Origin of the sequence: Corynebacterium sp. HMSC071B10 (assembly GCF_001814825.1) — a bacterium.
GTDB lineage: Bacteria > Actinomycetota > Actinomycetes > Mycobacteriales > Mycobacteriaceae > Corynebacterium.
The window spans coordinates 26,598-39,319 of record NZ_KV817992.1 but is presented as its reverse complement, the minus strand read 5'-3'; the positions used below and the strand labels follow the sequence as shown (position 1 = coordinate 39,319).

Below are 12,722 nucleotides of genomic sequence, written 5' to 3'. Positions count from 1 at the left end.
GGGGCCAAACGGAGCTAGCTCTTTTTAGGGGACACAGTTACACGCGACCAGGGGATATACCGGGGCGCAGGGGCCAAATGGAGCTAGCGCCAGCTACGACAATCAAGCGCCGCGCGAGGAACACCGTCCAGCCCCAGCCAGAACCCGTGCCAAACCCCCACCACGCCCACACCGAACCACCGTTCCCGCAGCGCACCGCGGACATCACGACGGCGATGTCACAGAAGACCTCCCACATCAGGGCAACCCCAAAGGTGTGTGAGCAAACCCCCTATAATGAGTTGAACGCAAAAGAAAGGGCATTGATGTCGGAAGAGAAGCACTCGTCGCATAGGCGCGAAGGCGGATACGGCGGTGGCCGTGATCGTCGTGGAGCAAAGCCACGCGGTGGTAAGCCGGGTGGCCGCCGTGGTGGTAGGGGGCACGGTCGTGACGATCGCTTTAGTGGCAAGAAGGTTCGGCACGACCGCTCGAACCCGTCCCGCCAGGGATTCCGTGAGGATCGTATGGCAAAGAAGGCTGAGGAGCCGGATCTGCCGGACGGCATTGATATCAACGAGCTCGACCGCTCCGTGCTGCAGGATTTGCGCGTGCTGTCCAAAGACAACGCAAACCGGGTAGCACAGCACATGGTCATGGCGATCGAGGTGCTGGAGGATGATCCCCAGCTTGCGCTTCGCCACGCGCGTGCGGCGAAGAACCGTGCAGGTCGCGTGGGTGTCGTGCGTGAGACTAACGGTGTCGTCGCTTACCACGCCGGCGAGTGGAAGGAAGCACTCTCCGAGCTGCGCGCGGCTCGTCGCATGAGCGGCGGACCGGGTCTGCTGGCGGTGATGGCGGACGCTGAGCGCGGCCTTGGTCGGCCGGAGAAGGCGCTGGAGCTTGGCCGGACTCCGGAGGCTCGCCAGCTGAATCCGGAAGACCGGATCGAGCTTGGCATCGTGCTTGCGGGCGCTCGGCACGACCTGGGGCAGCACGAGTCTGCCCTGGCTACGCTGTCGCGCTTTGAACCGACGCAGACCCCAGGGACTGTCTCTCAGCTGCGGCTCGCCTACGCCAATGCTGAAGCGCTGCTTTCTGTAGGCCGGAAGGATGAGGCCAAGGAGTGGTTCCAGTCCGTTGCTGAGGCAGACGCTGAAGGTATGACGGACGCCGAGGAACGCGTCCGCGAGCTGAGCTAGGAGGAGACAGAAGCTGATGTCTGCGACCTTGCAAGACCTCCACGACGCGCTGCTCTTGGATCTCGACGGCACCGTATGGGAGGGCGGGCGCGCGATCCCGCACGCTGTCGAAGCGATCAACGCCTCTGGGTGTACGGCTGTGTACATCACCAACAACGCTTCCCGCTCGGCGGCTGAGGTGGCCAGGATGCTTGATGCAATCAACCTGCCTACAGATGCAGAGCACGTGCTGACCTCGGCCCAGGCCGCGCTTGGGCTTGCAGCGGATACGCTCGCACCTGGCGATCCGGTACTCGTGCTGGGCGCACAGTCCTTCCGCGATCTTGTCCAAGAAGCTGGTTACCGCCTCGTCGATTCCGCAGACGAGCAGCCGAAGGTCGTCCTGCACGGCCACAACCCGGATACGGGCTGGGCGCAGCTTTCCGAGGCCGCGCTGGCCATTCGCGCCGGTGCCACGTACCTCGCCTCCAACATGGACACGACGCTGCCCATGGAGCGTGGGTTGATGGTGGGTAACGGTTCGATGATCGCTGCGGTGACGTCGGCAACCGGCGTGGTGCCCGCCTCAGCTGGCAAGCCTGAGCCTGCGATGTTCCACCAGGCCGTGCAGCGCATTGGGGCGAAAGCCCCGCTGGGCGTCGGCGATCGCTTAGACACCGACCTCGCTGGCGGGGTCGCCGCCGGCATGCCTACCCTGCATGTGCTCACCGGTGTGTCCGGGCCGCACGCACTTTTGCAGGCCCCGGCGAAGCAGCGGCCGACCTATATCGCGGAGGACATGCGCGGCCTTGCTGCGGATCCCGCCTCTTTGCGCCCGGGCGTGCACGGTGGTTTCTCTGCCCGCATGGACGGCGAAGTGCTCGTGCTCGACGGCGGCACCGCGGACTCCACCAGCCACGAGGCACTGCTTACCGCGCTGGAGGTCGCCTGGTCGCAGCCGACACCTCCGAGCGAAGTCCGCGCTGAGTCTGCTGCGGCGGAGGCCGCGCTGGCCAAGTGGTGGTAGCGTGAGCGCCCCGAAACCGCACGATCCGCGCACAACGCAGCACAGCCCACAGGAGGTGCGCGAGCGCGTGGAGGCAATCCTCGCGGAGCCCGCCGATTCGCTTCTCGACGAAGCGTCGCAGCTCGCCCGCGCCCACGACGTCTTAAGCGACGCGCTGCGCGAGAACTAGGAAAAGGAGACGGAAAAGGACGTGGCACCCGGACGCAGACGGCTCGACGCAGAGCTGGTTCGCCGCAAGATCGCACGCTCGCGTGAGCAGGCCCAGACCTGGATCAAAGAAGGCAAAGTGACCGTCAACGGCTTCCCAGCAACGAAGCCGGCCACGGTGGTGGAGCCGGACGTGTCGATCAAGGTCGACGTGGGCGAGGAGGATGAGTGGGCCTCGCGCGGGGCACACAAACTCTTGTCTGCGCTCGAGGTGTTCACCCCGCAAGGGCTCGACGTAGCTGGGCGCAGGGCGCTAGACGCGGGGGCGTCGACAGGCGGCTTTACCGATGTCTTGCTCAAGCGCGGGGCGAAGGAAGTCATTGCCGTGGATGTGGGCTACGGCCAGCTCGTTTGGCGGCTGCAGAATGATCCGCGGGTGCAGGTGCTGGATCGGACGAACATCCGCCACCTGACGCTTTCGCAGCTGGGCGAGCCAGCAGACCTGATGGTCGGCGATCTGTCCTTCATCTCGCTGAAGCTGGTGCTGCCCGCGATCGCGGAGTGCATGGCGGAGGGCGCAGACCTGCTGCCGATGGTCAAGCCGCAATTCGAGGTGGGCAAGGACCGCCTCGGGCACGGCGGGGTCGTGCGTTCCCCGGAGTTGCGCGCGGAAGTGACCACCGAGGTCGCGGAGTTTGCGCAGTCGCTCGGCCTGAGCGTGAAGGGCGCGACGGCGTCCGGGCTCCCCGGCCCAAGCGGCAACGTAGAATACTTCCTGTGGCTGGTCAAAGACGGCGGCGCGAGTGCACTTGATGCCGCAGAGCTACATTCGCTGGTTACACATGCAGTAGAGGAAGGGCCCAAAAAGACGTGAGCGAGACATCCACGCGCGAGATCCTATTGGTGCCGCACTACTCGCGGCCGGACAATATTTCTTCCGCAGCCACTGCGGCCCGGCTGCTTACCGACGCGGGCCTGCGCGTCCGGCTGCTTGAACAGGATGCAGAAAGCCCGATCAACAAGGACCCGGAACTGCGGAAACTCGAACAGGTCCCGGGTGGACTCGACGCGGCGGCAGGGTGCGAGCTGGTTCTGGTGCTCGGCGGTGACGGCACGTTCTTGCGCGCTGCGAGCTACGCCCACGCCCAGGACATTCCGGTGCTGGGGATCAACCTTGGCCACGTCGGCTTCTTGGCTGAGGGCGAGGCGGAAAGCCTCGAGCAGGTGATCGCGGACGTGATTTCGCGTTCCTACCGCGTCGAGGAGCGCATGACCATTGACGTGATGGTGCGCGATGCTTCGGATACCGAGCTCGGCCGCGGGTGGGCACTGAACGAGTGCAGCATCGAAAACGTGGACCGCACCCAGGTGCTGGACGCCACCTTGGAGGTGGATTTCCGGCCGGTGTCTTCCTTTGGGTGCGACGGCGTGCTCATTTCCACCCCGACAGGCTCGACCGCGTACGCCTTTTCCGCGGGCGGTCCGGTGATGTGGCCGGCGCTCGACGCGATTTTGGTGGTGCCCAATAACGCGCACGCGCTGTTTGCGAAGCCACTGGTGGTCTCTCCGCGCTCGACGGTTGCGGTGGAGTCCGAGCCGACGACGAGCGACGCGGTCGTGATCATGGACGGGTTCCGCTCGATTGCGATGCCAGCGGGTTCGCGCGTGGAAGTCATTCGCGGCTCGCGGCCGGTACGGTGGGTGCGTCTGGACGACCGCCCGTTTACCGACCGTCTGGTCAATAAGTTCCAGCTGCCCGTCTCCGGGTGGCGCGGGCCCCGCTACTGATTTTTGAAAAGGAGCATGCATGCTGGCAGAGATTGCCATTCGCAACCTCGGCGTGATTTCTCACGCCTCGGCGGAACTCGCGCCAGGACTGACTGTGCTCACCGGCGAGACCGGCGCGGGCAAGACCATGGTGGTCACCGGTCTACGCCTCCTCACTGGGGGTCGCGCCGACGCATCCCGGGTGCGTACCGGTGCCACGGAAGCCGTGGTAGAGGGCGCGTTTAGCCTCGCCGGCATTGCGGAGGACACGCAGGAGCGCGTCGAAGAGATCGCCGAGGGCGCGGGTGCGAGCGCGGATGAGAACGGCGAGTACGTCGTCTCTCGCTCCGTGAAGGCGACCGGCCGCTCGAAGGCCCACCTGGGCGGGAGGACGGTGCCCGCGGCCACGTTGGGCGAGCTGGCGGGCGAGCTGCTGACCATCCACGGCCAGAACGACCAGTTGCGCCTGATGTCGCCGGATGAGCAGCTCGCCGCGGTGGACCGTTTCGACCCGAAAATCGCGGGCCTTTTGGAGAAATACCGCAGCGCCTACCGTGCGTGGCGGGAGGCGGCGCGGGATCTGCGGGAGCGTACGGAGCGCCGACTAGAGCTTGCCCAAGAGTTAGACCGGCTTCAGTTCGCCTTGGAAGAGATCGACGGGATCGACCCGCAGGAGGGCGAGGACACCGAGCTGGTCGAGACGATCAACCGGCTCCAAGACGTCGACGCACTGCGGGAGGCGGCGGAGACCGCGCTTGCCGCGATCGACGGGTCGGAGGCCGCCGGGGGCTATGGCGGCGACGAGGACGCGGCGTCCACGCTGGTGGGGCGTGCCGCGGCGGCGCTCGACGGGGCCAGCGACGCGGTGCTGAAGGAGTTGGGCACGAGGATGCACGAGGTCGCGAGCCTGCTTGGCGACGTCTCCGCGGAACTCGGCAGCTACGTCGCAGAATTGCCCAGCGACCCGGACGAGCTTGATCGCCTCCTGCAGCGACAGCAGGAGCTGAAAACGCTGACGCGCAAGTACGCGCCGGATATCGCAGGCGTGTTGGCGTGGCGAGCTAAAGCCGCCGAGCGCTTGGCGCGGATCGACACCTCTGACGAGGCCATCGAGGCGCTGAAGAAGCGCGTGGCGACAGCGGAGAAGGAAATGCGCACCCGCGCCAAGGCTCTGACCAAGGCGCGCGTGGCCGCGGCCGCGGAGCTGGGGCAGGCCGTAACCGGCGAGCTGCACGGGTTGGCCATGCCGAAGGCGCAGTTGAGCGTGGAGATTTCCGAGGTGGAGTTCGGCCCGCGTGGCGCAGATGCCGCGGAGATCCGCCTCGCACCGAATACCGCGCTGGAACCGAAGCCGCTGGCCACGAGCGCCTCCGGCGGCGAGCTGTCCCGCGTCATGCTCGCGCTTGAAGTCATCTTGTCTGGAGCCAGTGGCGGGGCAACCATGGTCTTTGACGAGGTCGATGCGGGCGTGGGTGGTCGCGCTGCGGTGGAGATTGGGCGTCGATTAGCGCGCTTGGCGGCCAACAACCAGGTCATTGTGGTCACGCACCTGCCGCAGGTGGCGGCGTACGCGGATACGCACCTGCACGTGGCCAAGGACGTCAGCGACGAGTCGGTGACCTCCGGGGTGCTCAGCCTGGATGCCGCGGCCCGGATCGACGAGCTCGCCCGCATGATGGCGGGCCTGGATGATTCTGATACCGGCCGAGCCCACGCCACAGAACTCTTCGAGCGAGCACAGCGCGAGGTGCGCGAAATGCGCGCCTGACGCTCCCGCGCGCCTTCACCATACGGGCTGGTCACGGGTGCACAATATGACGCATGACTGTTGCTTCCCGGAACACCGAATCTGCGCAGCCCGCGCTGACGGGCACGCTGCGCGATTGCACTGCCCAGGGGCGGGGGCTGTCGCGCATGCAGGAGGGCGATATCGCCCTCGTTGACTCGCCGGACATGACCCGCAGGCAGGCCGAGGCGTTGCTCGCCCGCAAGCCGAAGGCGGTGGTGAACCTGGCGCAGTTTTCCACCGGTGCGATGCCGAACTACGGCCCGCACCTGCTTGCCGACGCCGATGTGACCATGTTCGAGGCCATCGGCGCCGACACCGCCACTCGGGACAAACTGCGTGATGGGAAAAAGGCGTCGATTAGCGCTGACGGCACGATCACTGTGGGCAAAAAGCAGGCGGCGATGGCCCAGCTGGTCAAGCGTGCCGACCTGGACACGACCTTTACCGAGGCGCAGCAGCACCTGGTGGAGCAGATGGAGGCGTACTTCGGCAACACCATCGAGTTCGTGCATGCGGAGGCCCCGCTGCTTATCGACGGCCTCGGCGTGCCCGACCTCGGCGACGCCATGCTCGAGCGCAAGGTGCTGGTGGTGTCTCCGGGACCGGAGACGCGCGAGCGGCTGAAGGGCATTAAGAACTTCATCCGCGAGTTCACCCCGGTCATCGTCGGCGTCGGGCAGGCTGCGGACACGCTGGTGGAGATGGGCTATGAGCCGGACTATATCGTGGGGGATCCGACGGGTATCGCGTCGACAAGCTTGCGCAGCGGCGCGCGGGTGATCCTGCCTGCGGAGACGGACGGCTTTGCCCCGGGGCTCGAGCGCATCCAGGATCTTGGGGTGGGCGCGATGACGTTCCCCGCGGCGACGGAATCACCGACGGACCTGGCTATTCTGCTTGCTGTGTTCCACGATCCGGACATGATCATCACTGTCGGTGAAGCCGTGGAGCTTGACCAGATCTTTGCTGATCCGGACTCCACGCAGCCGGAGGCGCTGCTGACCCGCATGAAGGCGGGCCGCAAGTTGGTGGATTCGACGGTGATTGAGCAGCTCTACGCCGTGCCGTCGAACGGCGGGGTCGCGTGGGCGTGGGCCATTTTGGGCATCCTGGTGGCGTTCGCCACGATCGTCGTGGTCGTGGGGCTCTACGGCGCGGGCGACTTCAGCGAGAACTTGATTAACACCTGGAACAGCATCGCCTTGTCGGTGCAGGGCCTGTTTGAATAGCGGAGAAGGGGTAGCCAAATATGTCTGATTCATCACGTGCAAGCGGGCTTGTCGTTGCGGGGCTCGGCTGGGGTATCGCGCTCGGCGTGGCCGCGGGGGCGCTCGTGCTCGCGCCGGCGATGCGCAGCGAGGGCGAGCCTTTCGGGCAGGAGTCTGCCGCCTCGATGCGTGAGATGCAGCGCGCGGAGTCTTACGCCGATGATGCGGATAGCCTGCTCGGCGACCACTCCGCGGCACTCGTCAGCGGCACGCTTGACGACGCCCACGTGACAGTACTGCGCACAGCGCGCGCCGCCGACGAGGACGTCGCCGCGGTGCGCTGGCTGCTTGACCGGGCGGGCGCGAAGAACTCCGGCGAGATCGCGCTGACGGAGAAGTTCACCTCGCAGGACTCCGCGGATGCGTTGTCCTCGCTCATCGCCAACACGCTGCCGGCTGGCGCGCAGTTGTCGGTGGAGCAGCGCCGACCGGGCGTGCACGCCGGCGAGTCGCTGGGGGCCGCGCTGTTCGCGGACCCGGAAACCGGCGAGGGGATCGCTGCGGCCGGGGACCGCCAGTTCGTGCTCGACGCGCTGCGTGAAGGCGGCTTCCTCGACTTTTCCGGCGACGTTGTCCCGGCCGATGCGATCGTGATCGTCGGCGGGGACACCGCGGATGCCGGTGACGCAGAGAATGCAGGTGAGGCCGGCGAGTTCGGCCAGCAGCTGCTCGGAGACTTCGCCGACGCGCTCGGCGGCACGGGTACCACCGTGCTGAGCGTGCGCGAGATGGGCGCGTGGAAGGCCCCGGAGCTTGAGCAGGCCACCTTCATTGAGGCCGTGGAAACCGAGGCGGGCCGTATCCGGACCGTCCTTGGTGCAGCCGAAGACAAGGAGTCCTAGACGTGCCGCACGAGTTCACTGTGACAGGCTCCGAGCTGCTCGCCCAGTCGCCGATTTTGGCGCTGCGGCGCGACCGCGTCGAGATGCCGGGCGGCAAGGTGGCCAACCGGGAGATCGTCGAGCACTTCGGCGCGGTCGCCGTGGTTGCCCTCAACGAGGCAGGCGAGATCGCCGTGGTGGAGCAATACCGTCATGCGGTTCGCCGCCGCCTGCTCGAGCTGCCCGCCGGGCTGCTGGACATGGCGGGCGAGGACGAGCTGACCTGCGCGAAGCGCGAGTTGGTTGAGGAAGCTGGCCTGGAGGCCGGCAACTGGTCCGTGCTCGTGGATCTGGTGACCTCGCCCGGTTTTGCGGAGGAAGCGGTGCGCGTCTTCCTTGCCCAAGACCTGCGCGAGGTGCCGCGCCCGTCGGCCGAGGACGAGGAGGCGGACATGACCGTGAGTTGGATGCCGCTGGCGGATGCCCGGGATGCGGTGCTGCGCGGGGAGATCGTCAACTCGATTGCGATCGCCGGTGTCCTGGCCGCGAGCGAGGTCGCCGCAGGCCGCGCCACCCCGCGGTCGGTGGAGACCCCCTTCGAGTACCGCCCGACGTCGCTGGCCAAGCGCCGTACGGGCCCGGATTTGAAGCAGTTCTAGGTGGACGCACGCACACTCGCCGAGCGCTGGCTGACCCACCTCATTGTCGAGCGCGGGGTTTCGGCACACACGGAGAGCAATTATCGACGCGACGTCAACCGCTACCTCACCTGGCTCGAACGCGCCGACATCACCGATTTGCGGCAGGTGACGGCCCGGGACGTGGAAGCCTATGTTGCTGACCTGCGCCGCGGCGTGGACGGGTCGCGCGGGCTGTCGACCTCATCGACCGCCCGAGCGTTGGTCGTTGCCCGCGGGCTGCACAAGTTCGGCGTGGCCGAGGGCGTACTCGACGCCGACGTCGCCGCCGAGGTGGCACCGCCTAAGCAGGGGGAGAAGCTGCCCGACACCTTGAGCGTGCACGAAGTCGAGGCGCTACTGGACGCTTGCCCGACCGAGACACCAATCGGCGTACGGGACCGGGCGCTGCTAGAGCTTTTGTACGCTACGGGGGCGCGCGTCTCGGAAGTGCTCTCGCTGAACGTGGACGACGTGCACGACACCGAGGGGGTCATCACGGTCACCGGCAAGGGCAACAAGCAGCGGCTGGTGCCGGTCGGCTCGCACGCCCAGGCGGCCGTCGGCGCATACCTGGTGCGCGTGCGACCCGCGTTCGCCACCGGGAAGAGCCACGCGCTGTTCCTCAACACCCGCGGCGGGGCCTTGTCGCGGCAAAGCGCGTGGACGGTGCTGAAGCAGGCAGCGCGTCGCGCGGGGATTGAGAAGGATATCTCTCCGCACACGTTGCGCCACTCCTTTGCCACCCATCTTTTGGAGGGCGGCGCGGACGTGCGCACAGTCCAGGAATTGCTCGGGCATTCCTCGGTGACCACCACGCAGATTTACACGCACGTGACCGCGGCAAACCTGCGCGAGGTGTGGCAGCAGGCGCACCCGCGCGCCTAACTCATGGTTAGCTGTGCGCACCGTGTCAAGCGCTGCCAGCCGGAGGGTGTAGATTAACCGTTTTGCACGTTTTGTTCACACACAGGAGGGTTTTGCACCCGTGACGTATTCCCGCACTGCCGCCCGCGCAACATTGAGCGTCGCCGCGGTCGCAGCACTGGCACTGGCCTCAGCATCCATCGCGCCCGCGCAGCTGCCCGAGGGCATGAACCCGGCTGATGTGCAGTCGATGATCCCCTCCGAGGTCACCGTCCGCGCCGGCGAGACCACCACCGTGGACCTTGGCGTCCCGGTGGATGTGAACTACTCCAGCGGCGGGTGGCAGGTCACCTCGAACGGCACGCAGGTCTCTGTCACCGCGCCGGATACACCCGGGGCCACGGCAAGCGTGCCCGCGAGCGCCGGTGGCATGACGGCGACGGTCAACCTCGTCGCGGTCGGTGAGGGCGAGCAGGCTGACGCCGACGACGTCGCTGAAGGCGGCGGTGGCGCAGCTGCTGGCGGAAGCGGCGGCGGAAGTGCCAGCGAGGGGGCTGGTGAAGATTCCGGCGAAAGCACCGGTGGCGCTGGTGAAGGCGGCTCCGGTGGTGGAGGCGGCGGGGCGTCGCAAAGCAGCGGGGGCGGCGGTGAGGCAGCACCCGCGCGCGGCGACCGACAGAAGGCGGAGGAAGTCGACACCTCTGGTGCGAAGCGGCTGGCCTTTGACGGTGAGATCGACGGCAACACGCTCGTGGTGAAGGTCTCGCTGCGCAAGGCCCGTGACCTGATGAAGTATGCCAACGCGGACCGCGAGGGTGCGAAGCTGCGCTACGTGGACGCGCAGGGCAACATCATCAAGGGTGTGAAGCGCGACGTGGATGCGGCGAAGCGGACCATGACGTTGACGTATCCGGAAGGGGAGACCCCTGATAACCCCTTCATCATGGAGGTTGTGCGCGACGGCAAGGCAGAGTTCATCGCGGAGATTACGGCGACGAACGCCCCGGCCTCCGGTGCGGAGGATGAGGCGCAACCGGTGGAAGATCAAGGCGGTACCGTTGACTCTTCGAGTAAGGGCAGCTCGGTGCTCCCGCTCGTGATCGGCGGGGTCGCGCTGCTTGCTGCGCTGGCGCTGATCATTGTGTTCTTCGTCCGCCGTTCCCGCGCACGCGGTTAATGCCAACGTTGTAAGATAGACGCGTCAAGCGTTACGGCGGAACTTTGGGCGCTTCGCCGCTGGCGCGGATTTGGATGTACAGATGCTCACTGGACGTTTGGGCCGACGGCTGAAGGAAAGGACCGACAATGGCAGATGACGCACTGTTCGATGCCTCCGAGCAGAAAACCTTCCTCACGGGACGCCCCTACCGCGAGTTCCCCGAACCGGCACCGCTGGACAAGCACGGCCCGGCCACCGTGCTGTCGATGGTGAACCAGAAGGGCGGCGTGGGCAAGACGACGTCGACGATCAACCTCGGTGCCTGCCTGGCGGAGCAGGGCAGGAAAGTCCTCCTGGTTGACTTAGACCCCCAGGGCGCGCTGTCTGCAGGTTTGGGCGTTTCCCACGACGAGGAGCAGGTGACGGTCTACGACCTGCTCTTTGACAACACGGCGAGCATCCACGCCGCAATCAAGCACTCGAACGTCAGCGGTCTCGATCTGGTGCCCGCCAACATTGACCTTTCGGCGGCGGAAATCCAGCTGGTCAACGAGGTCGGGCGCGAGCACACCCTGGCTCGCGCGCTGCGCCCGGTGCGCAACGAGTACGACATCATCATCATTGACTGCGGGCCGTCGCTCGGCTTGCTCACCGTCAATGCGCTGGCCTGCTCCCACGGCGTGATCATTCCAATGGAGTGCGAGTACTTCTCGCTGCGCGGGCTCGCCCTGCTCACCGATACCGTGGAGAAGGTGCGCGACCGCATCAATTTCGACCTGGACATCGTGGGCATCTTGGTTACCATGTTTGACCGTCGCACCACGCACGCGCGCGAGGTCATGGACCGCGTGGTGGAGGTCTTCGGCGAGCGAGTCTTTGACACCGTGATCACCCGCACCGTGCGTTTCCCGGAGACCTCGGTGGCCGGCGAGCCGATCATCACCTGGGCACCGCGTTCGCAGGGCGCGGAGCAATACCGCAACCTCGCGCGCGAGCTCCTCGAGCGCACCGAGCGGGGCACGGCGTAGGGCGGCGTGGCTGACCCCGCAAGCGGCGGCACCCAAGGTCAGGTGGGCGAGCAGCCGGAGATTACCGGGTTCCGGCTGGTCCTCAACAATTTCGAGGGCCCCTTCGACCTGCTCTTAAACCTGATTAGCTCAAAGAAACTTGACGTGACCGAGGTTGCGCTCGCCGAAGTGACCGACGAGTTCATCGCGTACACCCGCGCGCTTGGTGAGACCGCGAACCTGGACGAGATTACCGAGTTCATCCTGGTCGCGGCCACGCTGCTCGACCTCAAAGCCGCGCGGCTGGTGCCCCGGGGCGAGGACGAGGAGATCGAGGACATTGAGCTGTTGGAGTCACGGGACCTGCTCTTCGCCCGCCTTCTGCAGTACCGCGCCTACCAGCAGGTGGCGGACCAGTTCGCTGAGTGGCAGAAGCACGCGCAGCGACGCTACCCGCGCGCTGTCTCCATGGAGCCGCAGTTCGCGGACCTGCTGCCGCCGGTCAACCTCGGTCACACCCCGGCGAGCTTTGCGCAGCTGGCCGCCAGCGTGTTCCGCCCCAAGCCGCCGGAAGAAGTCGGTGTGGACCACCTGCACGCGGTGGAGGTCTCGGTGCCGGAGCAAGCCGGTCGAATCCTGGACACGCTCAAGGTGGTGGGGGCGAGCCAGTGGCTTAGCTTCGCCTCGCTGACGAAGGACTGCGCGCTGTCGATGGAGATCGTCGGCCGGTTTCTCGCGCTGCTCGAGCTCTACAAGGCGCGCGCGGTGGAGACGAAACAGGAGGAAGCGCTCGGCCCACTGGAGGTGTCCTGGACCGGGCTCGAGGTGGACCCGGCCGTCGTTGCGGCGAGCAACTGGGCGTGAGCGGATCACGCGCTACATGACGAAACCTCCACGACGAAGACCTTGGGATTTTCGTCAATCTGCGGCCGCTGTGTTCGTCATGTAGCCCGGCCGCGGGCTAAACAGCGCAGATCGGAGCTCGAAGATCCCAATTCAGCACTATCGACGTGCTGGTTGCGCTTTCTAGCGG

At 66.4% G+C, this 12,722-nt stretch carries 13 protein-coding genes; all 13 read left to right on the top strand.

Annotated elements, in window-relative coordinates:
- Nucleotides 1-506: 506 nt before the first annotated feature.
- The 13 genes from HMPREF2990_RS03115 to HMPREF2990_RS03060 all read left to right on the top strand — a co-directional run bounded on the left by HMPREF2990_RS03115 (nt 507) and on the right by HMPREF2990_RS03060 (nt 12,553).
- Nucleotides 507-1,181: a tetratricopeptide repeat protein gene (locus HMPREF2990_RS03115; RefSeq protein ID WP_038590443.1), complete on the top strand. Its 675-nt coding sequence runs from the start codon at nt 507-509 to the stop codon at nt 1,179-1,181.
- A gap of 16 nt (nt 1,182-1,197) precedes the next feature.
- Nucleotides 1,198-2,187: an HAD-IIA family hydrolase gene (locus HMPREF2990_RS03110; RefSeq protein ID WP_038590446.1), complete on the top strand. Its 990-nt coding sequence runs from the start codon at nt 1,198-1,200 to the stop codon at nt 2,185-2,187.
- A 1-nt stretch (nt 2,188) separates the two neighbouring features.
- Nucleotides 2,189-2,356, top strand: coding sequence for a hypothetical protein (locus HMPREF2990_RS12905; protein ID WP_168167117.1), 168 nt, complete (start codon nt 2,189-2,191; stop codon nt 2,354-2,356).
- Nucleotides 2,357-2,377: 21 nt separating this feature from the next.
- Nucleotides 2,378-3,208, top strand: coding sequence for a TlyA family RNA methyltransferase (locus tag HMPREF2990_RS03105; protein WP_070762657.1), 831 nt, complete (start codon nt 2,378-2,380; stop codon nt 3,206-3,208).
- A complete protein-coding gene (locus tag HMPREF2990_RS03100) occupies nt 3,205-4,122 on the top strand; it encodes an NAD kinase (protein WP_038590454.1) in 918 nt (305 codons plus the stop codon). Before HMPREF2990_RS03105 ends, HMPREF2990_RS03100 begins: the two co-directional genes overlap by 4 nt.
- 19 nt (nt 4,123-4,141) lie before the next feature.
- Nucleotides 4,142-5,869, top strand: coding sequence for a DNA repair protein RecN (recN, locus tag HMPREF2990_RS03095; RefSeq protein ID WP_070762656.1), 1,728 nt, complete (start codon nt 4,142-4,144; stop codon nt 5,867-5,869).
- 53 nt (nt 5,870-5,922) lie between these two features.
- A complete protein-coding gene (gene steA / locus HMPREF2990_RS03090) occupies nt 5,923-7,119 on the top strand; it encodes a putative cytokinetic ring protein SteA (protein ID WP_070762655.1) in 1,197 nt (398 codons plus the stop codon).
- A gap of 20 nt (nt 7,120-7,139) precedes the next feature.
- Nucleotides 7,140-8,000 (top strand): copper transporter, encoded by an 861-nt coding sequence (locus HMPREF2990_RS03085; RefSeq protein ID WP_070762654.1) that lies wholly within the window; start codon nt 7,140-7,142, stop codon nt 7,998-8,000.
- Nucleotides 8,001-8,002: 2 nt separating this feature from the next.
- The gene (locus HMPREF2990_RS03080; RefSeq protein ID WP_070762653.1) at nt 8,003-8,638 is read left to right on the top strand and encodes an NUDIX domain-containing protein; all 636 of its coding nucleotides are present in this window, start codon (nt 8,003-8,005) and stop codon (nt 8,636-8,638) included.
- Nucleotides 8,639-9,544, top strand: coding sequence for a site-specific tyrosine recombinase XerD (xerD, locus tag HMPREF2990_RS03075; RefSeq protein WP_070762652.1), 906 nt, complete (start codon nt 8,639-8,641; stop codon nt 9,542-9,544).
- Between the two features lie 100 nt (nt 9,545-9,644).
- Nucleotides 9,645-10,700, top strand: a complete 1,056-nt coding sequence (locus HMPREF2990_RS03070; protein WP_239247066.1) for a hypothetical protein — start codon at nt 9,645-9,647, stop codon at nt 10,698-10,700.
- 128 nt (nt 10,701-10,828) lie between these two features.
- The gene (locus HMPREF2990_RS03065; RefSeq protein ID WP_038590468.1) at nt 10,829-11,710 is read left to right on the top strand and encodes a ParA family protein; all 882 of its coding nucleotides are present in this window, start codon (nt 10,829-10,831) and stop codon (nt 11,708-11,710) included.
- A gap of 6 nt (nt 11,711-11,716) precedes the next feature.
- Nucleotides 11,717-12,553, top strand: a complete 837-nt coding sequence (locus tag HMPREF2990_RS03060) for a segregation and condensation protein A (RefSeq protein WP_246817412.1) — start codon at nt 11,717-11,719, stop codon at nt 12,551-12,553.
- The last annotated feature ends 169 nt before the right edge of the window (nt 12,554-12,722 follow it).

Excerpts from the sequence above, each read along its gene's own strand:
- HMPREF2990_RS03065 (WP_038590468.1), top strand. The coding sequence starts at position 10,829 with ATGGCAGATGACGCACTGTTCGATGCCTCCGAGCAGAAAACCTTCCTC.
- recN (WP_070762656.1), top strand. The coding sequence starts at position 4,142 with ATGCTGGCAGAGATTGCCATTCGCAACCTCGGCGTGATTTCTCACGCC.
- HMPREF2990_RS03085 (WP_070762654.1), top strand. The coding sequence starts at position 7,140 with ATGTCTGATTCATCACGTGCAAGCGGGCTTGTCGTTGCGGGGCTCGGC.
- HMPREF2990_RS03115 (WP_038590443.1), top strand. The coding sequence starts at position 507 with ATGGCAAAGAAGGCTGAGGAGCCGGATCTGCCGGACGGCATTGATATC.
- steA (WP_070762655.1), top strand. The coding sequence starts at position 5,923 with ATGACTGTTGCTTCCCGGAACACCGAATCTGCGCAGCCCGCGCTGACG.
- HMPREF2990_RS03110 (WP_038590446.1), top strand. The coding sequence starts at position 1,198 with ATGTCTGCGACCTTGCAAGACCTCCACGACGCGCTGCTCTTGGATCTC.